We start from the raw sequence: 20,657 nt of genomic DNA, 5'->3' as shown, positions 1-20,657 counted from the left end.
AAGCGGTTCAACAAAGGCGGACGGCGCATATCCCGCCCCTGAACCGGGTTTGGGCAAATTGCGGTTGACCAGAGCGTTCAATCCAAGGCCGTGAACAAACTCGCCGAACACAACCAACCCGGCATGGGCGGTGATTGTCTCGTTGGTGACTTCCAGCTTGAAAGGGAGGACTGTCTGTGTCATCATGGCTTCACCCCGTTGGTGATAGGTTGTTGTGGTCAACTCCATCCTATCTGCTTGTTTTCTCAAGCACAACGGGGTTTTTCATTTTTTTTCTCCCCATCAATCGCGGATCTGGGGTATAGGGCAAGTTGTGATTGTACATCCATTGCTTCTTGTGATAGCGTGCAGATTAGCTTTTCAATCGCAACATGCTGTTTTTAATCTCATATTCTTATCATTGTTAAGCTGCAATTCCTATCCCATTCAATCGCAGTGGATTCTATCGGCCGCAAATGATTCCGGGTGGAGGACTGGCGCTGCTTTGCACATCAACGACAGGAGCAGTGAATGAAGATTTCGCGCAGGGGGTTTTTCAAGACCGCTGGAGCAGGGGCGGCGGCGGGCGTTCTGAGCGGCAAGGCTGACAAATCTCTTGCGGCCCTGCCAGCTCGGGAAGACCCTTTTGCCAATGCGGTTTCCACGACGTCCGTATGTCCTTTCTGCGCCGTGGGCTGCGGCACGGTCGTTAAGGCCCTGGACGGAAAAGTCGTACAAATCGAGGGAGACCCGGAGCATCCCATCAACCAGGGGGCCTTGTGCTCCAAGGGGCTGGCGTTTTCGCAAACGGTCAATAGTCCGGGCAGGCTGCAACAGGTTATGTATCGGGCGCCCGGCAGCGATCATTGGGAGGAAAAATCCTGGGAATGGGCCTTGCCCCGCATGGCCGCGCTGATCAAGAAAACGCGGGACGCCTCTTTTGTGCAGGAAAAGGACGGCCGCACGGTCAACCGGACCGAAGGGCTTGCCTGCCTGGGCGGCGCGGCCCTGGATAACGAGGAGTGCTACCTTTACGCCAAGCTGGCCCGGGCTTTGGGAGTCGTCTACCTGGAGCATCAGGCGCGCATCTGACACAGCGCCACCGTCGCCAGTCTGGCGGCGACCTTCGGCAGGGGCGCCATGACCAACCATTGGATCGACATGGCCAACGCCGATGTGGTTATGGTCTGCGGCTCCAATGTGGTGGAAAACCATCCCATAGCCAGCCGGTGGCTGCAAAAGGCCCGGGAGCGGGGGGCGGTCATCCTTTCGGTGGATCCCCGATACACCCGGACCTCCTCCTTCGCCGACCATTATTGCCGCCTGCGAAGCGGCACGGACATCGCCTTTGTGGGCGGCATGATCCGCTACGCCCTGGAAAACAACCGCATTCACAGCGAATACGTGACCAATTACACCAACGCTTCGTTTATCATCTCGCCCGATTTTGAATTCCATGAGGGCTTGTTTTCAGGCTACGACCAGGAAGCCCGAAGCTACGACAAGTCCTCCTGGGCCTATGAATGCGACGCATCGGGCGCGCCCCTTCGGGACGAAACCCTGGCCCATGAACGCTGCGTGTTCCAGTTGCTGAAAAAACATTTTGACCGGTACGATCTCCGGACCGTTTGCAGCATCACCGGCGCTCCAGAGGACGCCTACGAAAAGATTTGCGACCTCTACACCTCCTCAGGCCAGGCGGACAAAGCCGGAACCTGGCTGTACGCCATGGGCGCCACCCAAAGCACCCACGGCGCCCAGAACATCCGCACATACGCCATGCTGCAACTTCTACTGGGCAATATCGGCGTGGTCGGCGGGGGCGTGAACGCGTTGCGGGGGGAGTCCAACGTCCAGGGCTCCACGGACATGGCTTTGCTGTTCCATATTTTGCCGGGCTACCTGAAAAACCCCAACGCGTCCGACCAAAGCCTGGAGCAATACCTCAAACGATGCACGCCCGTCTCCAACGATCCACAATCCGCCAACTGGTGGGGCAATACGCCCAAATACATGGTTTCGCTGCTCAAAGCCTGGTTTGGAGAGCACGCAACCCCGGAGAACAACTTCGCCTTTGACTGGCTGCCCAAGCACAGCGTAAACAACTCCTATATTCCCCTGTTTGAAGCCATGCATAAGGGAGACGTCCAGGGCCTGATTTTGTTCGGGCAGAACCCGGCTGTCAGCGGCCCCCATGCAGGCAGGGAGCGGGAAGCGCTCTCCCGGCTGAAATGGATGATCGCCGTGGATCTTTTCGAGACCGAAACCGCCGGGTTCTGGAAGCGGCCCGGCGTGAACGCAAAGGATATCGACACGGAGGTTTTTCTGCTGCCTGCGGCCGCCTCCGTGGAAAAGGAAGGCAGCATCACCAACAGCGGCCGCTGGGCCCAATGGCGGTACAAGGCCGTGGAGCCGCCGGGCGAGGCCCGCCCCGACCTGTGGGTGCTGGATTCCCTGTGTAGAGCGGTCCGGAAGGAATACCAGGCCGGCGGGGTCTTCCCCGAACCCATCATCCACTTGCATTGGGACTACGCCCTGGAAGGCGATCCCCACCATGAGCCCGATCCCCACAAAGTCGCCAGGGAGGTCAACGGGTATTTCACCCGCAAGACCACGGTTAAAGGCAAAACCTTCGCCAAGGGGGATCAGGTTCCGTCCTTCGCTTATTTGACGGACGACGGCGCCACCTGTTCCGGCAACTGGCTTTATTGCAACGCCTACACCGGCCCGGAACAATCAGACAACCGCATGGCCCGCAGGGGAAAAGACGACGCCCCCAACAACATCGGCCTGTTTCCCGAGTGGAGCTGGTGCTGGCCGGTCAACCGGCGCATTCTGTACAACCGGGCTTCCGTGGATTTGGAAGGCAGGCCCTGGAACCCGCAGCGTTTCGTCATCAGATGGAATCCCGTAAAATCCTCCTGGGAGGGGGACGTCCCGGACGGGGGATGGCCTCCGGGGGCGAAGCATCCCTTTATCATGCAGCCGGACGGCCACGGCCAGCTATGGGCCAGGTTTCTTGCGGATGGCCCCTTGCCGGAGCATTACGAGCCCTTTGAGAGCCCCATCGTCAACCCCATGTCCCGCAGCCAAAACAACCCGGCGGTGAAAATCTGGCGCGAAAAGCCGGGCGATAAAAGCCCGTTTGGAGACCGGGAGAAATTCCCCATTGTCGCTACGACCTATCGCATGACCGAGCATTGGCTGGGCGGCGCATTGACCCGCAATACCCCCTGGTTGGCGGAGTTGGTTCCCAACGTGTTTGCGGAAATCGGAACCGGGCTTGCGGAAGAGCACGGGATTTCCAACGGCGATAAAATCATTGTGGAGTCGGCCCGGGGCCAAATCGAAGTATACGCCCTGGTGAGCTCCCGCATTCCCTCCTTCAAACTGGAAGGCCGCACCGTGCATCAGGCGGGGCTGGTCTGGCACTTCGGATACCAGGGGATCGCCAAGGGGGACAGCGCCAACATGCTCACCCCCAACGTGGGCGACGCCAACACCATGATTCCCGAATTCAAAGCCTTTTTATGCCAAATTAAAAAGGCGGAAAGGAGCCCGGCATGAAAGCATTGCTCATGGACACCACGCTTTGCGTAGCCTGCCGGGGCTGCCAGGTGGCCTGCAAGCAGTGGAACCGCCTGGACGCCGAGCAAACCTCCTTTTTTCACGGGGGCGGCTACCAGAATCCGGCGCACCGCTCGACCCAAACCTGGAACCTCATAACCTTCAATGAAGTGGAAAACGGCCGTGGCATGGACTGGGTATTCGGCAGAAGGCAGTGCAACCACTGCCTGGAGCCCGCCTGCGTGACCGCGTGCCCTGTCGGAGCCCTGACGAAAACCGCCGAAGGCCCGGTGCATTACGACGAATCCCGGTGCATCGGCTGCCGGTATTGCCAGGTGGTTTGCCCGTTTAACGCCCCCCGGTTCGAATGGAACGACCCCAACCCGGAAATCCGCAAGTGCACCATGTGCGCGGACCGCATCGCCGTGGGCTCGGAACCGGCTTGCTCCCAGTCGTGCACAACCAAGGCTTTGATCTTCGGCGACCGCGAGGAGTTGCTGTCCCTGGCCAAAGAACGGATTGCCAAAAGCCCCAACCGTTACGTCTCCCATGTTTACGGGGAAAAGGAAGCCGGCGGCGCCTGCGTTTTGTATCTGGCCAAAGCCCCGTTCGAAAAAATGGGCTTTGCAACCGGACTTCCGGACAAGCCCTTTTCCAGCGAGGTGAAAACCGCCATGGCGGCCATCCCCTTCGCCATCACCGGCAGCGCCCTGGCTCTGGGCGCATTGTACTGGGTTATCAATCGCAGGCTGGAATCATACAAGGAAAACTCCGAGGACGAATCATGAACCGAAAAACCGCTCCCATCCATCCCGGCCCGGCGCTTTTAGGCGGTCTGGCCTGCCTGGGCCTGGCCGCCGTCATCTATCGTTTTTGGGCGGGCATCGGCGCGGTCAGCAATCTGACCGACGGGCATCCCTGGGGGTTTTGGGTGGCCATAGACATTCTGGCGGGGGTGGCCCTGGCCGCCGGCGGCTTTGTGACGGCCGGGCTTGTATACATTTTCGGAGGAAAACGGTTTGCGGAGCTGGCCAGACCCGCTGTTTTGACCGCGTTTCTGGGATATGTGATGTTCGTCCTGGGGCTGATTGTGGACATGGGCAGGCCCTGGCACATGCTGTACATTTTCGTGGGCAATCATAACTCGCCTTTATACGAAATCGGCTGGTGCGCGGCCCTGTACACCCTAGTGCTCGCCCTGGAGCTTCTGCCGCCGGTGTTTGAAAAATACTCCATGGACCGGGCGCAGCGCCTGTGGCGCAGCCTCTCCCCCTGGCTGGTTATTGTCCTGCTTTCCATCTTCACTTTGGCTATGACCTATTCCTGGATCTGGCTTGCCATTGTCGCCGGCCTTTTACTGGCCTGGGAAATCCTCATGCGAAAAGGAGTCATGGGACGCCAAAGGCAAACGCCCATTTTATTGATCGCGTCCGGCGTGATGCTGTCTTTTTTGCATCAATCGTCCCTGGGCAGCTTGTATTTGATGACCGCCCACTCCCTGAATCCCCTCTGGCACTCGCCGCTGCTGCCCATCATGTTTTTGATTTCCGCCATTGCAGCGGGAATGGCCATGGTTGCGTTGGAATCCCTAGCCGGAGAGAGATTTTTGGGGCATAAGGCGCCCTTTTCTCCTTTGGTCGACATGGCCCGGATCGTTCCGGTTTTCCTCATTATCTACCTGGCCATGAAAGCCGGGGACATCCTGGCTTACGGGGATTGGCGCCGTTTGTTCATTCCCAATGTGCAATCCGTCATGTGGTGGGTTGAGATGGGCGCAGGCGTTGTTGCGCCGCTGGTCCTGTATCTCACCCCCGGCTTTGTCCGGAAAAAAAGCGGGCTGGCCGCGGCCTCCGGCCTGGTGGTTTGCGGGCTTATCATCAACCGGGTGAACGTGGCCGTCATCGGCCTACAGGTTCAACGCTGGCAAAGCTATTATCCCCACCCCCTGGAAGTGCTGATCACTCTGGGAATCATTTCAGCGGGCGTCCTGACCTACGCCTGGGCAAGCGCCAATCTGCCCATCCACCCCCGGAAATAGGATCTCGCCTTATGGATCGCCCGCCTTGACCCGGCGCCGCCGGTGTATAATATTGTTGGTTCTTATTATCGAAATTGTGTTAATAAGCTAAAACCATACAATATAGAAAGGCGGAAAACTTTATCATGCACCGATTTGATGAAGACATAGCAGTCTCCCCCAAGGGGGATTCCATATTTGCGGCCAAGGTGACGGACAACTGGTCCATTGCGGGCATTCCCAACGGCGGATACCTGATGGCCCTGCTGACCAACGCCATGCTCCAGCAAAGCAAAAACGAAAAAATCCTGGTGGTGACCGCCACCTATCTTTCCAAACTAAAGCCCGGACCTGCGGATCTTGTTGTGGAGAACTTCGCCTCGTCCCTGAACCTGGACAGGTATCAAACCCGCTTGATCCAGGACGGCCAGGAGCGCATCCGAGCCATGGGAACCTTCCGGCCCTCCAACATGGATCGGAGCGAAGACCGATGCGAAAAGCAGGCGCCCGAACTGGCGCCCGTGAGCCAGTGCATTGAGATTCCCGTCATGCCCAGCTTCACCTTGTTCGAAAATATGGACGTTCGCCTGGATCCGTCCACGGCGGGCTGGTTTTCAGGGGATCTTTCAGACAAATCCGAGATGAAAGGCTGGATCAAATTCAAGAACGACCGGTCCTTTGACCATTTGTCCTTACTGCTTATGGCAGACTCCTTTCCTCCTCCCATCATGGCGACCAAAGGCATGGCCGGATGGGTGCCCACGGTGGAGCTTTCCGTGAACGTGTACGAGATCCCCTCCACCCAATGGCTGAAATGCCGGTTTAGCACCAACTTCATGAGCCGGGGCTTCCTGCAGGAAGACGGAGAGCTTTGGGACGAAAACGGAACCCTCATCGCCGTCTCCCGCCAGGTGGCCCAATTCAAACGCGCCAAGTAAGTTTTATATTTTTTTGGACGGCCCAGGAAATTTTCTTATCTGGGCCGCCCCTGACTTTTCAGACTGCAACCATCGCCTGTGGTGACCAACACTCTTCTTCGGATAAAAAGTCAAATGCAGCTGCACAACCTTCATCACTCCATAACAATCTGGGAGTCCCACAGCCCGGGCGCCCCAGGAAACCCGCTTTCCTGGGCGCGCAAGCGCAAAAGGCGCGACCCATGGGGATAATCGAAATCTGGTATGGTCGGCGAGCGAACAAATTCTCATGTAGCATACCCGTTTCTGCGGCGCCAAACGCATCCCGCCTTGACCCAGACATCCGCCTTTATGTACTATGGCCTACTTTTGCCGGCCGGTCTTAGGCCGTGCGTCATGAACAACAGCGAGGAAAATCAGGCATGACATCATTTGATAAAGATATAACGGTCACCCCGAAGGGCGAGGCGCTATTCGCGGGAAATGTTTCAGATAACTGGTCCATTGCGGGCATTCCAAACGGCGGATATCTCATGGCGCTTCTGACCAACGCCATGCTCCAGGAGAGCAAGAACGAAAATATTCTGGTGGTGACGGCCACCTATCTTTCCCGGTTGAAGCCCGGTCCCGTGGATCTTGCCGTGGAGAATTTCGCGTCCTCCATGAACATGGATCGCTACCAGACAAGGCTGATCCAGGACGGCAAGGAGCGCGTGAGGGCCATGGGAACCTTTCGCCCCTCCAACATGGACAGAACCTACGACCGCTGCGAAAAAAGCGCCCCCGAATTAGCGCCGCTCGACCATTGCCTGGCGGCGCCCTCCGTCCCCACATACACTCTGCTCGACAACGTGGACATGCGCCTGGACCCGGAATGCGCAGGCTGGGTGTCGGGCAAGCTCTCCGAAAAATCCGAGATGAAAGGCTGGATTAAATTCAAGGACGACCGGCCTTTTGACGCCCTGTCGATCCTGCTCATGGCGGACGCCTTTCCTCCGCCGGTCCTGGCTTCCCTGGGGGCAGTGGCCTGGGTTCCCACGGTGGAGCTTTCCACGAGCTTGTATCAGGTTCCCGCAACAAAATGGCTCAAATGCCAGTTCCGCACCTATTTCATGAGCCGGGGATTTTTGCAGGAGGACGGCGAGGTCTGGGACGAAGATGGAAACCTGGTTGCCGCCTGCCGCCAGGTAGCCCAGTATAAAAGGGCCAAATAAAGCGCCTACGTGTCTGAACTATCAATGAAATCGCCAGATGACGCCTCCTTATTGCCGGCTGACATAGGATCACTATTTCGATGCCGTTCATATTGCAGGCAGCCGTAGCTGACATGGGTGGCCCAGGAAACTCGTTTTCCTGGGCGCGTCAGCGCAAAAGGCGCGGCCGGAGAGGATAATCAAGGTCCGGCATGGCCGGCGGGCGAACGGATATACATGAAACCGGCCTTTTTCAATATCACTGGTTTATGAAAAACTTTGGATTCCATAAGCCTTTCCTCAAGCCTTCCGTGCTTTGCACTCAGGCAGTAAACGGCACTGCCTGAGCCGCCCGATACATACGGGCTGCAAGTTCTCCTTTGGCAGGCAACATTTGATTTGGGATGAAGGGCCTAAAGCGAGACAAGCGTCCGTTCATACCTTCGTGGACGTTCCGACCTCCATTAAGAGGAATGCCTTTGCTATTTTTCACTGCGAGCAAGGGGTTGTGTTTTTAATCGCATTGCCGTAAAGCCATTGGATAAAGTGTGGAGGGAGACTTATTATAAACGGGAAGAGGATCGCCCATGGATTATTGCAAAGGAAAAATCGCCAAGCTGCTCACGGATTTCTTTGAAGAAGATTTTCGGAGGATCAATCACGCCCTGGAAGTGCTGAAATACGCGGAAAAAGCCATGGAAAAGCACGAAGGCGCGGATCAGGAAATCGTCATCGCTTCGGCCCTGCTCCATGACGTGGGCATCAAGCCCTCCGAGGCCAAGCTGGGATACAACAACGGCAAGACCCAGGAGGACTTCGGCCCTCCCGCGGCCGAGGAACTGCTTGGGCGCATTGATTTTCCCGCGGAAAAAATCCAAAAAGTTTGCGAGATCATCGGCAATCATCATTCCCGGTCCCGGTACGATTATGTGGAATTGAAAATCCTGAAGGAAGCGGATCTGATCGTCAACAGGATGGAAGGGGATTGAAGCCTCGCCCCATGCCTTCCAAACCAGACAACTCCCCCGCTCCGCTGGCCGTTTTTGAGGACGTCAGCCTGCAGGCCAACGGCAAAATCTTATTCAACGGCCTGAACTGGCCCCTGGAAGCCGGTCAAAACTGGACGGTTTTCGGCCCCAGCGGCTCGGGCAAGTCCTTTTTGGCCAAGGCCTTGTTCCGAAGCATCCCGCTTGTCCGGGGGCGCATTCTGTTTTATTTTGACGGTCCCGAGGCCAAGCCGCGCACCTTCCTCAAACCCAACGAAATCGTACGCATTTCCCAGGACGATCAAAAAAGCCTCATGCGCCGGTACGCCTCCTACCATCAGGCCAGGTGGCAGAGCTTTGAACAGGACGCGCCCACGGTGGAGGATTACCTCAAAGGCAAGGCGCGGGCCAATCGGTTCCAGATGCGGGAGACGGGCGAGCCCGCCGGGGATATTAACCGGGACGCCTGGGAACAGGCCCTGGCGCTTTTCAAAATTGAATATCTGCTGCCAAGGCGGCTTATCCATATATCCAACGGGGAGGCCCGCAAGGTGCTGATCGCCCGGGCTTTGCTGAAAAAGCCCAGGTTGCTGATCCTGGACGATCCCTTCACCGGCCTGGACGCGGCCTCCCGCGACGCCCTGGCCCAAGCCCTCAATGACATGGCCCAAACCGGAACTCCGCCCTTTGTCATGCTGACGTCCCGGGAGGACGAAATCCTGGACTGCAGCGGCCATGTGCTTTGTGTGGAAGACAGCCGGGTGGTTTTTCAGGGACCCAAGGAAACAATGCCGGTAGCCGGAGCCGCCTTGTCCGCCGCACCTTTCCCCAAAACGGAATTCCGGCTTCCCGCCCCTGATACAAATCCCGCCGAAGGGTTTAAAACCCTGGTGGACATGAAAAAGGTCTCCATATCCTACGGCGGGGACGTCGTGCTGGATCAGGTGGACTGGGTCATGAAGCCGGGGGAGCGCTGGGCCCTGCTGGGGCATAACGGGGCGGGCAAAAGCACCTTGCTGAGCCTGGTTCTGGCGGACAATCCCCAGGCCTACGCCAATGACATCAGCCTGTTTGACGTCAAACGGGGTTCGGGGGAAAGCATTTGGGAGATCAAGCGGCGCATCGGATGCGTTTCGCCGGAATCGCAGATCTACCACGGCCCGGACGTCACCTGTCTTCAGGCGGTGTGCTCGGGGTTTTTCGATACCGTGGGCTTGTACCATGCGTGCAGCCCGGAGCAGGAGCAAAACGCCCGTGAGTGGCTGGCGGGATTCGACCTGGAGCATTTGGCGGATCGCTCCTTTTTGGCTTTGTCCACGGGGGAACGGCGTTTGACCCTGTTGGCCAGGGCTTTGGTGAAAAATCCGGCCCTCCTGGCCCTGGACGAGCCCTGCCAGGGCCTGGACGCCAGGCATCGCGCCCGGATTATAGACATCCTGGACGGCTTATGCACGCAGACTTCCATGGGCATGATTTTCATCTCCCACCATGTGGACGAAACGCCCAGGTCCATCACCCATGTGCTGCGGTTGGAAAAAGGCCGGGTTGTGGAGTGCGGAAGGCGCCCATGATTCTCAAACGTCAAACGTAGATTTGACCCCATGTTCTCTTGGATTTTTATTGCTATTTGCCTTCGCATCTGGCAGATTGCCATTCAAAAATAGGGCGGCCGTCCATTGCCGGGCGGGTGATTACCTTAAGAGATTTTCCGACAAATAGACCCGTTGTAAGCGGGCCGGAGAACCAGGCGGAATCCGGCAGGGGTGTGATCGACAGTGTTATTTGACATCTTGAAGGTATCTTTAGGATTCGTGTGTCTATATTTTGGGGCTCAGTGGACCGTAACCGGAGCGATTAGAATCGGGAACGCCCTGAACCTGGCCAAGGCTTTTTTAGGACTAACCGTGGTGGCCTTCAGCACCAGCTCCCCCGAGCTGATGGTCAACCTTCTGGCCGCCTCCCGCGGGTATACGGCGTTTTCCCTTTCCAATATTTCAGGCAGCAATTTGGCGAACCTGTGCGTGGGCTTTGGCTTGTGCGGGTTGTTCAGCAGGCTGGCCGTGTCCCGGGAGGTTTTCCGGGCGGACCTGATTTATTTTTGCATCGGCCCTGTTTTGATGCTTCTGTTTTTCTTTTTCACGCCGGACCACTCCCTGCCGTTATTTGCGGCCGCTCCCCTGCTCTGCCTCATCGGCGCCTATCTTTACTCCAAAAAATCCACCCTGAGCGGGACGGACGTGGAAAGCAACGAGCCCAAACGCCTGGGGTCCGGAATATTTCTCTTGATTCTCGGAGCCTCCCTGCTTTACCTGGGCGGGGAACTGGTTTTGAGGGCCGCCGTCTCCATTGCCGAAATCCTGGGCATTTCCGACGCCATCATCGGATTCACCATCGTGGCTGTCGGCACTTCCATCCCTGACATCATGGCCAGCATCATCGCCGCCCGAAGGGGCGAAAACGCCATTGCCGTCGGCAATCTGTTGGGCAGCAATATCTTCAATATCTTCCTGGTGATCGGCGGAACCCTGATCGTTTACGGCAAGGGCCTGACTACGGACTCCGGCATCCTCATGGACTACTGCCTGGTCGCCGCATGCTCGGTGCTGTTTTACGCCCTTATCAACTGGACCAGGTTAAGCCCGCGCATCTGGGGCGGAGGCCTGCTGAGCATTTACCTCGTGTACACCACCATCCGGGTGATCGCCGGAACATAGATAAATTTCGACGATGCATTGCTGTAATCCTCGTTGCTGCTGAATAATGGGTGGACAGGGTTCTAAAAAGGCGGTATTTCTTTACACAGTTGTATAGCCCTCAAAAAAAGCCCGAAAGATAGATGTTCCGCCATCATTTGTGTTGTGCAAACCGCAATTTCAACGGGGGAGTTTAATGAATCCGCAAAAAGAACACTTGCAGCCCACGCCCATCATCAATTCCGATCATGAATCCGTCATCGCTTTCGCCCGGGAAAACGCGGGGAAATCCGACAATCCCGTGGATCAAGCCGTCAGCCTGTATTACGCGGTCCGGGACGGCATCCGGTACAATCCCTACAAATTCGTCCTGACCGTGGAAGGCTTGAAAGCCTCCACCACCCTGGAAGTCGGCGAAGCGTGGTGCGTGCCCAAAGCCGCCCTGCTGGCCGCATGCTGCCGGGTCATGGGCATTCCGGCCCGGGTGGGTTACGCGGACGTGCGCAATCATCTTTCCACCAAACGCATGCGCGAGCAGATGCAGACCAACGTGTTTCACTGGCACGGGTACAACACCATTTATTTGAACGGAAAATGGGTGAAAGCCACGCCTGCGTTCAACGTGGAGTTATGCGAAAAATTCCGCCTGAGAACCCTGGAGTTCGACGGGGAGAACGACTCCATTTACCATCCCTTTGACCTGGACGGGAACAAGCACATGGATTACATCAACTTCCGGGGCGAATACGACGACGTTCCCCTGGCCGAGATGATCAAGACCTTTCAGGGCCTTTACGGAGAGGACGCCTTCGCCAACGTGGACGAGGACTTTGACGCGGACGTGGCCAGGGAGGAGATGGACTGATACCCAGTTGCTGTCATTCAAATATTTATTATGTTCATTCTCCAGGCATTCAAGATTAACCCTGGTAAAATTTCAAAATAACACGGGGGCCCCGTCTCTTAGAGTGCGAGTTAAGGGGGACACGATCCTTATCTCAATCTTATTGTTGGATAATTCAGCGCTGCTACAGAGATAAGGTCATGTCCCCATAACTCCATCCCGCCTCCCTCCATGGGGACCACGAAAAATGGCGGCCATAGCATCCGCCCTGCATTGTTGGGTTTCGCAGCGGCGATGCAAACTTTATAATGCGTTTAAGCAAGAGGCATTTTTTCCGTTCAAAATTCTGTTTCAGCGCTCTACCCAACCTACTTTTTACCCATAAAAATAGTAGGTTGGGTAAAGCTCGCAGTACTTTTCGAAAAAAGGATGTCCAGTTCTCGCCGGAGTAATGATCAACGCCGAAAACATGCGCGCGAAACCCAACAAGAACAGGCCTCCAATCTCTCCAAGTGTTTCCCGACGCCCAAAGCGCCGTCATCCCGGCAAGGGCGATCCTCTTTTCAGGATCGACCGCAAGCCGCAGGACATAAAAACCGGGAAAGGGCCGCCCCTTTCCCGGTTTTTGAGTTTCTTCGCTATTTACCTTGGTCTATTTCCTGTTTCCAAGCCCCAGCCATAATCCCGCAGCCAGAACCAACAGGACGGCAAAGGCCATGGGCGCCGCGCCCCCGGAAGCCGCCTTTTCCCCGGCGGTCTGTACAAAACAAAAAAGCGGTCCATCATTATTGTGAAAAATAAACTCCGGCTCGTCCTCTTCCACCTTCACGGGAACAAAGGCGATGCCGCCGTCAAAAACAGGCTCTTCGCCGGTGAGCGTTTCAAAAACCGACATGGCGACCCAAACCACGCCGGACCACGATTTCCGGTTCTGGGAGAATTTCAGAATCGTGCCGGAGTTTTGCTCCGCCACATAAAAATTGCCGCTGCCGTCAAAGGCGATGCCGCCTTCCAGGTCCGGTCCGTAGCCCATGCCCATGGTTTGGGAAATCACTTCTTCGGTGAGAAAAACGGAAACATCGCCGGTATCCGGGTCCACCCGCAGGATATCCTGGGCGCCTGAATCGTCGCTGATATACAGGAACCCGTCCGGCCCCCGGGTCATGAAGGCGTCCAGGTCGCTGAAGGGGTTTCCCGAGTCGTAAGGCGGGGCTTCCGTGACTAACACCGTGGGGCTGATGGCGCTTCCCAAAGAGAAAATCGTGTTGACGGAAGTATAGGTGATCACGCCTCCCGTTATAGGATATTCCCAGTTCATGGAATCGTCCGTGGCCGTGTAAATCACGCCGCCGGGGCCGCCGATGATTCCGCTGTTCAAGTCCACCCAGGATTCATCCACTCCATTATTCGTCGCTGCAGCCCGCAGGTCGGCGTTGCTTGCAAACAGGGAGACGTCCCCGGTCTCGGGGCACACCTTGATTACCTGCTCGCTGGCGTCGTCATTGGCGTAAAGCGCGCCGTCGCTGCCGAAGGCCAGGCCCTTTATGGAGCAGTAGCCGTCGGGGTCGTTGGTCACGGCCATAATGGCGGCGCTGTCAGCCAGGATGCTCAGTGCGCCGTTTTCATACTTAAAAATGACGCTTTCCTCGTATTCCAGGCCGTCGCTTTTGGCGGCGAAATAGGCGGCGCCGGCGGCGTCAAAGGCGATTCCCGTATCGTAAAAATCAAAATACGTCCAGCCGGTGGCGGAAATGACGTCGCCCGGTTCGATAACCACGGAAACTTCCTGTTCAGGAGTTATGGCAAAGACGCAGCCGCTGTTGTCGTCCAAAACCCAGAGGTCCCCGGTGGCTGCAAAAGGCAGCAAGGGGGATGCAGCAAAGGCGGGGGCGCTCAAGGACATAATGCACATGGCGGCGATTGTGAAAAGCAGCAGGCGTTTCATTGGCGGATCTCCTTTGTTGTTGGCATTAGGATATTGACATAATTTCAGGGTGATACAAAATGTTGCCTTTTTTACAGTCACGGGGAGCCGGCGCTGCGGGAACGCAATGCACACTTCGCCGCCGGCGGATCTCCCGCTTTTAAAAGCAATTTATGTATTATGCTTGGCTTAATCCTCAGTATAGATTCGTACAATAGGACAAGGGATTTTTCAAGCAATTATGTTTTTTAATGGCAAATCATATGCCAGTTTGTTTGCCTGTGCATGATGTACATCATATAACAATCTTTTTTCCGTTATGGAGCAATTTGACTCTTGCCGCCAAGCGGCGTATGAATGAATCCAACAGATTAAATGCGTTGTGCGCCTGATTTCAGAATCGGCGCAACCGGGGTGGAGCGAACGAAATAATATTCGCCGGAAAGGGGGAGAAAATGAACGCTGACAACAGAGTGATGATTTTGGATGCGGCCTACGACGAGAAATCCCTAAAGGATGCGGTGGAGGCCGTGTTCCGGGAATTCCCCCTGGATTTGGAGGGGAAGACCGTTTTGGTCAAGCCAAATATCCTGGCCGGAGAGCCGCCGGAAAAAGGCGTGACCACCCATCCCATGCTGGTGAAAACGGTGGTTGAAATGCTGAAGGCCAAAGGCGCCGAGGTGATGGTGGGCGACAATCCCGGCGTGTTCGGCTACGGCAGGTCGGAAAAAGCCGCGGAAACCGCCCGGATTTCCGGCGCCGCGGGCGGCGCCTTTGTGCACCTGGGCCAGAGCCCGGTCAAAACCAGCCTGCCCTCCCAGGACGTCCCCCACGTCATGATATCCAACGAGGTGCTCACGGCCGATCTGGTGATCAACCTGCCCAAGCTGAAAACCCACGGCCTGACCTTTTACACCGGTGCGGTGAAGAACACCTTCGGCTACGTGGTGGGCGGAGATAAAATGCGGGTGCATTCCCAGGCGGTGACGCCCAAACGCTTTTCCCAGGCCCTGGTGGATATTTTCTCCGTCCGGCCGCCGGATTTGACCATCATGGACGCCGTGGTCGCCATGGAGGGAAACGGCCCCCATCACGGAAGCCTGCGGAACGTGGGGAAAATCCTGGCCAGCGGCAACGCCGTGAGCCTGGACGCCGTTGCAGTGACCATGATCGGGGGGAATCCCAGATCCATCCTGCATCTGGACATCGCCGCGGAAAAAGGCCTGGGCGCCATCGAGTTGGATCAAATCTCCCTGAACACGGAAATCGTCCCCATTCCCGATTTTAAAATGCCCGTGACCTTCGTCCCCGGCGTCATGGGCATGGTTTTGAACCGGTTTTTATCCAAGTGGATCAACTGCCTGCCCCAGGTCCAGGAAGACAAATGCAAGCAGTGCGGCCTGTGCGTCAAGCACTGCCCCACCAAGGCCATGACCATGGCGAAAAAATCCTATCCCAAGGCGGACAAAAACATCTGCATCAACTGCTATTGCTGCCAGGAAATGTGCCCGGAAGACGCCATCGTCCTCAAAGGCCGCACCCTGAACTTTATCCGGGGCGCCTCCCGATAAGCCGGACGGGCCTGTTAGTGGGCTCAGGGCTTGAATTGCTCAGCTTTCCAGGGCTTTTCTCACCTGTTCGGCCAGCTTGTTTTGGGAAAACGGCTTTTCCAGAAAGTGCACCTCCCCCTCCAGGACGCCGTGCCGGGCGATCAGGTCGGCCGTGTACCCGGACATGAACAGAACTTTCAGGGACGGATTCCGGGATTTGAGCTCCTCGGCCAGATCCTTGCCGTTCATGCCGGGCATGATGACATCCGTGATGAGCAATTGGATGCCGTCCTGGAACTCGTCGGCCAGGTTCAGGGCCTTCTGGGGAGAGGAAGCCGTCAGCACCCGGTAGCCGGATCTTTCCAACATGCTTTTAGCCATGGAAATGATGGCTTTTTCATCCTCAACCAGCAGTACGGTTTCCCCTTTTCCCTCAAGGGGATCATCCGCCTTCAAAGCCTCTGACGCAGTCTCCGGCGAGCCATGCCTGGGCAGATAGATCTTAAACAAGGCGCCTTTGCCCGGCTCGCTTTCCACCAAAACGGCGCCATTATTTTGTTTGACGATGCCGTATATGGTGGACAGTCCCAGACCGGTCCCCCGGTCCGCCTTTTTGGTGGTGAAAAAGGGTTCGAAAATATTGGCCATGGTTTCCCGGTCCATGCCGCAGCCGTTATCTTGCACGCTTAAAAGCACATAGTCGCCGGGGTTAAGGTCAGGATTTGCGCTGCAATCCTTTGCCGAAATATACACGTTATCAGTGCTTATGATTATTTCTCCGCCGTCGGCGATAGCGTCCCTGGCGTTGACGCACAGGTTGGCGAGCAACTGATCCAATTGGGACGGGTCCATGCATACATACCGTGTCTCGGTCCCGGGTTTCCAGATCATCCGGATGTCCTCCCCAATCAGCCTGCGCAGCATTTTCAGCATGCCTTCCAAGGTTTCATTCAGATCCAAAACTTTGGGGGCGATGGTCTGCTTCCGTGCAAACGCCAGCAACTGCCGGGTGACTTCCGAGGACCTCATGGCGGCGTCCAGGATTTCCCTGAAGCTTTCATAAAAGGGATGGGCCTGGGGCATGCCGTCCAAAGCCAGCTCCGAGTATCCGATGATCACATTCAACATGTTGTTGAAATCATGAGCCACTCCCCCCGCCAACCTGCCCACGGACTCCATTTTTTGCGCTTGCGTCAACTGGGCATGGAGTTTTTCCCGCTCGGCCTCGGCCTGCTTGCGCTCGGTAATATTGCGCGTAATGGTGGCTATGTTGGTCATATCGCCGGTCGCAATGTCTTCGGTATGGAAAAGGTCGTAAAGAACGGGAATCGCTTCGCCCGTTTTGAAATGGCGGAAGCGGAACTCCCCCGCCCATCGGCCATCCCGCATAACGGCGGGAAGAATGGTGTTCCGGAGGTACGGCAAGTCATCAGGCAGGAAGTAATCTTCGATCCTGGTTTGCGCGACCGCCTCTTCCCCATCCAGCCCAACCATCGCCTGCCCCGCTGGATTCACGAAGTAAGCCGCCTGGTCCATATCCGCCACGCCAATGAAATCCTGACTGCGTTTGATAATATTGGCCAGGACCTGATTGCGCCGCTCCAAATGCTTGCGTTTGGTGATGTCGATGGCAATTTCAAAGCGGACGTCCCTGCCATCCGGCCAGCTGATGATGCGATCCGCTATCGCGTAATGCCGGTCAACATGCTTGTTATGGAATTCCCAGTGATGGGAAGCGGGTTTTTGCTTCAGTATAATATCGTTGGTGCAGAAAGGGCATGGCGAATCCCGATTTTGTATGATTTTGTAACACTTCGCGCCGAGGCAATCGGCGGGCAGCATTCGCTGGAAATAGCTGTTGACATACAACAACTCATGGGTTGACGGGTCGGAGATGTAGATAACCTCGTCAATGCTGTTGAATATGGCCAGCAGTTGCTCCCTTTCTTCCCGCAGCTTTTCTTCGGCCAGTTTATGTTCGGTGAGATCAATATCAATGCAGAATAACTCGGGCTCCCGCCCCGGCACGCGGACCAGGGCGTGGGATGAATAGACTTGGATGGGCGATCCGTCCTTGCGCATCAATTCCAGCTCGGACGGCGGAATCGCCTTTCCGGTTTCGGCCATTCGGCGCATCTCCGCTCGCACGGTTTCGCGCATGGCGGGCGGAATGATCAGATCGATCAGGTTTTGGCCGAGCGCCTCTTCCTCGGTGTAGCCGTAAAAGGTTTCCGCGGCATGATTCCAATAGCTTACCGCGCCGTCCAGGGCGTACCCCTGGACCGCCACAGAGGTCACGTTCCGCAGCATCTCCTTGAAACGCATTTCGCTGGCTTTCAGCGCTTCTTCGGCTTGCTTTGCTTCGGTCACATCCCGGGCAATGCCGACATACCCCGTGACGCTCCCGGATTCATCCCTGTTGGGCGATCCCTTGGACACGTGCCACCGCCAGGACCCGTCGTGATGCCGCACCCGGTATTCCAGACTGCCCTGCCTGCCGCCATTTTTCAGCGTTTTTTCCAGGAAGGCGCGGCACAGGTGGACGTCCTCGGGGTGGACATAAGGCTCGAAGGACTTTCCCACGGCTCGTTCCGCCGGTTCCCCAATAAACTCCAGCCAATTTGGGGAAACATAAGTAAACCGGCCTTCCGCGGAAAGGGCGTATACAATGTCGTTGGCATTCTCCACGAAAGAACGGAACAACTGCTCGCTTTGACGCAGGGCCTCGCTCGTCCGCGCCAGTTTTATGTGGGCGTAGGACATGCGGGAGATGAGGTTGATGAGGTTGCAGTAGAAGGTCATGACTTGCTCGACCGTTTCCCGCGACCAGCGAGGGATGGCCAGATAGGCTTTAAGATATGCCTCCTCGTCAAATCCGTAACAGTGCGCCTGTTCCCGGAAGGCCGCAACGTCGGGCGTTTCATCCTCCAGAAAGAATTGACCGAGGAAGAGATTGCCGACGTGTTTCCCGCCAATGACAATCGGGGTCGCCATATCCCACATGCTGTTCTTGCATTTATACAACTTGAAGGTCCCCGGCTCCACGTTGGATGCGAGAAGCGTGTCGCTTTCACGGCAATTTAGGGCGGTTTCGGGATGAACCCGGTGGAATTTGGTGCAGACATCCTGCCAGCCTGTCCCGACAAGGACATTTCCCTCCAGGTCGATAATGCCCACGCCGATGTCCGTCAATGCGTGAAAATCGTCCATCAGGGATTGTATTTGATCAACGTCCAAAACGTCGGCGAGATTCAAACGCCCAATATCGCCTTCCGGATCAAGGAGGGCGTTCAGCTTGGTCCGCACCCTGCTTTCGCTTTCCCGCAGGGTCTCTTCGGCTTTCTTGCGTTCCGTAATGTCGGCGGCGACGCTTAAAATGGCGGGCTTGCCGTTCCACTCAATGGATCTTGCCAGCACCTCCAGGGGAAAAGTGGATCCGTCCTTTCGGTGGTGGAGGACTTCAAAACGCGCTTCCCCCTTCTCCCGGATTTTCCGAAAACGCTCCGGCAGCATGGCCCGGGTCTCCGGATCATCCAGGTCATGCAATTCCGTGTTCAAAAACTCTTCCTCGTCAGCGTAGCCGTGCAAGGTATATGTGGCTTGGTTTCCATAATAAAACCGGCCCTCATAGTCATGGATGGTTATGGAGGCCGGAGCCAGGTCCAGCATGCGCCCCAACAGGGCTATTCGTTTTTCCGCCTGTTGTTGGGCCGTCATTTTGTCCAGGGCGGCCCCTATGTCATTGGCAAGCTCCCTGAACAGGACTTGCTCCTCCTGATCGCCGGCCAGTTCCGCGGGAACGGAGACGGACAACACGCCGTGGATGCGATCCTTGTATCCCAAACGGCAGGTAAAGGCCGCCCATCCCCCGTACTCCTGGGTCAGCGGACACTCGGGGCAATCCCGCCGGGCGTTCCGGACCACCGTCACCTCATCAGCCAGGAGGGCTTGCCGCACGCAGCGGGGATATTCACCCTGCATCAGATGCCGTTCCAACTGCAAAAAGCCGCCGCTGGCCCGGCCGGATTTAACGGCCGTCACCCCATGGGTTTGGGAGTCCACCAGGGCGATCCAGGCGTTCTGGTAGCTTGGACCGGCCGTGAGCTGCGTGCAGGCCTTGTCTATCAGGCCCAGGGGGGTCTCCTCGGAGGCCAAAAGTTTGTTCACGCTGCGAATGGTCAGCAAAACATTCTTGATATGCGCTTCCCGGGCCTCCGCTTCCGCCAGACGCACCACCAGGGTTTGATTATTTCCCACAATGGCGTCCACCTGACCGTCCCGAACGGCCTGCAGGGCGTCCTCAGCGCGTTTTAGCCTCTTTTGCAGTTCCTCATAGGACGGCGGAGCCTTGAACGTCATCGTGCTTCTCTCCAAACAGGGCTAAAATTTTTTCCTTATCGCTCAAGTTGCCGTAAACAATGTCCAGCCCCTCGACGCCCGAAAGAATGGACTCTCCAAAGGTCCGGTGCTGTATATCGGCCTGGGTTACCGGGATGATCCACAAACCTCTGCCGGTAATTCCAAAAGGATACGCGTTCCTTCCATAGGCGGAGCCCCGGTATTTCACCTCGCGCAACCGCCTTGTGACCACCTGTTCCGAAACCCTTTGGTCCAGGTAAACGACGCAGTCAGCCATATACTCCAAAAACTCATGATGCCGAGCGGTCTGGGCTCCGGCGTTGGCCTTGACCGTCACCATGGCGGTCAGTCCCGAATCCAGAATCCACTCAGGAAGCAAATGGAACTCCCCCTGCTCCCTGAACCAGGGACGCCTGTCAGCGCACTGCGGGACGATCTCGCAATCATGAATCCTGTCTACGGGAATTGTCTCAAACATAATCTTAACATCCGTAATCTTTTCTGATCAAGATTAAAGATGCGGCGTTTTTTTCCGCAGGCATTGATTGGCCGGCGGCGCACGATTGCGAAACCGTCTGCTCCTGTTTGCTGGAGCCGCGACCCCCTCTTGGTGAAACTCCAAAGGCTG

13 protein-coding genes and 1 pseudogene are annotated in these 20,657 nt (G+C 56.6%); 10 read left to right on the top strand and 4 right to left on the bottom strand.

Going from position 1 to position 20,657, the window contains the following annotated elements; all coding sequences use genetic code 11:
• Positions 1-186, bottom strand: a pseudogene (locus BUE18_RS22160) (IS1380 family transposase); the annotation flags it as partial.
• A 324-nt stretch (positions 187-510) separates the two neighbouring features.
• On the opposite strand from BUE18_RS22160, the gene fdnG reads away from it, so the two are divergent.
• The 9 genes from fdnG (at position 511) to BUE18_RS22115 (ending at position 12,217) form a co-directional block, all read left to right on the top strand.
• The gene (fdnG, locus tag BUE18_RS22155; RefSeq protein ID WP_083611219.1) at positions 511-3,546 is read left to right on the top strand and encodes a formate dehydrogenase-N subunit alpha; all 3,036 of its coding nucleotides are present in this window, start codon (positions 511-513) and stop codon (positions 3,544-3,546) included.
• Complete coding sequence (locus tag BUE18_RS22150; RefSeq protein WP_073478351.1) at positions 3,543-4,334, top strand: 4Fe-4S dicluster domain-containing protein; 792 nt, start codon at positions 3,543-3,545, stop codon at positions 4,332-4,334. The genes fdnG and BUE18_RS22150 overlap by 4 nt, the downstream gene beginning before the upstream one ends.
• A complete protein-coding gene (nrfD, locus tag BUE18_RS22145; protein ID WP_073478350.1) occupies positions 4,331-5,584 on the top strand; it encodes an NrfD/PsrC family molybdoenzyme membrane anchor subunit in 1,254 nt (417 codons plus the stop codon). The genes BUE18_RS22150 and nrfD overlap by 4 nt, the downstream gene beginning before the upstream one ends.
• 125 nt (positions 5,585-5,709) lie before the next feature.
• Positions 5,710-6,501 carry a thioesterase family protein gene (locus BUE18_RS22140; RefSeq protein ID WP_073478349.1) on the top strand — a complete coding sequence of 264 codons (792 nt, stop codon included), beginning with the start codon at positions 5,710-5,712 and terminating at the stop codon, positions 6,499-6,501.
• A 401-nt stretch (positions 6,502-6,902) separates the two neighbouring features.
• A complete protein-coding gene (locus BUE18_RS22135; RefSeq protein ID WP_073478348.1) occupies positions 6,903-7,694 on the top strand; it encodes a thioesterase family protein in 792 nt (263 codons plus the stop codon).
• Positions 7,695-8,260: 566 nt separating this feature from the next.
• Positions 8,261-8,662, top strand: coding sequence for an HD domain-containing protein (locus BUE18_RS22130; RefSeq protein WP_073478347.1), 402 nt, complete (start codon positions 8,261-8,263; stop codon positions 8,660-8,662).
• A gap of 11 nt (positions 8,663-8,673) precedes the next feature.
• On the top strand, positions 8,674-10,230 hold the full coding sequence (locus tag BUE18_RS22125) for an ATP-binding cassette domain-containing protein (protein ID WP_139264854.1): 1,557 nt from the start codon (positions 8,674-8,676) through the stop codon (positions 10,228-10,230).
• Positions 10,231-10,434: 204 nt separating this feature from the next.
• Positions 10,435-11,373, top strand: a complete 939-nt coding sequence (locus tag BUE18_RS22120; RefSeq protein ID WP_073478345.1) for a sodium:calcium antiporter — start codon at positions 10,435-10,437, stop codon at positions 11,371-11,373.
• A 175-nt stretch (positions 11,374-11,548) separates the two neighbouring features.
• Complete coding sequence (locus tag BUE18_RS22115; RefSeq protein ID WP_073478344.1) at positions 11,549-12,217, top strand: transglutaminase-like domain-containing protein; 669 nt, start codon at positions 11,549-11,551, stop codon at positions 12,215-12,217.
• 631 nt (positions 12,218-12,848) lie between these two features.
• Here the strand turns inward: BUE18_RS22115 and BUE18_RS22110 are convergent.
• Complete coding sequence (locus BUE18_RS22110) at positions 12,849-14,141, bottom strand: NHL repeat-containing protein (RefSeq protein ID WP_073478343.1); 1,293 nt, start codon at positions 14,139-14,141, stop codon at positions 12,849-12,851.
• A gap of 434 nt (positions 14,142-14,575) precedes the next feature.
• On the opposite strand from BUE18_RS22110, the gene BUE18_RS22105 reads away from it, so the two are divergent.
• Positions 14,576-15,691 carry a DUF362 domain-containing protein gene (locus tag BUE18_RS22105; protein ID WP_073478342.1) on the top strand — a complete coding sequence of 372 codons (1,116 nt, stop codon included), beginning with the start codon at positions 14,576-14,578 and terminating at the stop codon, positions 15,689-15,691.
• Between the two features lie 39 nt (positions 15,692-15,730).
• On the opposite strand, the gene BUE18_RS22100 is transcribed toward BUE18_RS22105, so the two are convergent.
• Positions 15,731-20,029: a PAS domain S-box protein gene (locus BUE18_RS22100; protein ID WP_073478341.1), complete on the bottom strand. Its 4,299-nt coding sequence runs from the start codon at positions 20,027-20,029 to the stop codon at positions 15,731-15,733.
• Positions 20,001-20,507: an ATPase domain-containing protein gene (locus BUE18_RS22095; protein WP_073478340.1), complete on the bottom strand. Its 507-nt coding sequence runs from the start codon at positions 20,505-20,507 to the stop codon at positions 20,001-20,003. Before BUE18_RS22095 ends, BUE18_RS22100 begins: the two co-directional genes overlap by 29 nt.
• Positions 20,508-20,657 lie beyond the last annotated feature (150 nt).

The organism is Desulfatibacillum alkenivorans DSM 16219 (assembly GCF_900142135.1).
GTDB lineage: Bacteria > Desulfobacterota > Desulfobacteria > Desulfobacterales > Desulfatibacillaceae > Desulfatibacillum > Desulfatibacillum alkenivorans.
The sequence above is the reverse complement of the archived record's forward strand: the minus strand, read 5'-3'. Positions and strand labels throughout refer to the sequence as shown.

What these genes read in the sequence shown, in the direction of transcription:
- BUE18_RS22150 (WP_073478351.1), top strand. Translation starts at nt 3,543, where the DNA reads ATGAAAGCATTGCTCATGGACACCACGCTTTGCGTAGCCTGCCGGGGC.
- BUE18_RS22130 (WP_073478347.1), top strand. Translation starts at nt 8,261, where the DNA reads ATGGATTATTGCAAAGGAAAAATCGCCAAGCTGCTCACGGATTTCTTT.
- BUE18_RS22125 (WP_139264854.1), top strand. Translation starts at nt 8,674, where the DNA reads ATGCCTTCCAAACCAGACAACTCCCCCGCTCCGCTGGCCGTTTTTGAG.
- nrfD (WP_073478350.1), top strand. Translation starts at nt 4,331, where the DNA reads ATGAACCGAAAAACCGCTCCCATCCATCCCGGCCCGGCGCTTTTAGGC.
- BUE18_RS22105 (WP_073478342.1), top strand. Translation starts at nt 14,576, where the DNA reads ATGAACGCTGACAACAGAGTGATGATTTTGGATGCGGCCTACGACGAG.
- BUE18_RS22095 (WP_073478340.1), bottom strand. Translation starts at nt 20,507, where the DNA reads ATGTTTGAGACAATTCCCGTAGACAGGATTCATGATTGCGAGATCGTC.
- BUE18_RS22140 (WP_073478349.1), top strand. Translation starts at nt 5,710, where the DNA reads ATGCACCGATTTGATGAAGACATAGCAGTCTCCCCCAAGGGGGATTCC.
- BUE18_RS22135 (WP_073478348.1), top strand. Translation starts at nt 6,903, where the DNA reads ATGACATCATTTGATAAAGATATAACGGTCACCCCGAAGGGCGAGGCG.
- BUE18_RS22115 (WP_073478344.1), top strand. Translation starts at nt 11,549, where the DNA reads ATGAATCCGCAAAAAGAACACTTGCAGCCCACGCCCATCATCAATTCC.
- BUE18_RS22110 (WP_073478343.1), bottom strand. Translation starts at nt 14,141, where the DNA reads ATGAAACGCCTGCTGCTTTTCACAATCGCCGCCATGTGCATTATGTCC.
- BUE18_RS22100 (WP_073478341.1), bottom strand. Translation starts at nt 20,029, where the DNA reads ATGACGTTCAAGGCTCCGCCGTCCTATGAGGAACTGCAAAAGAGGCTA.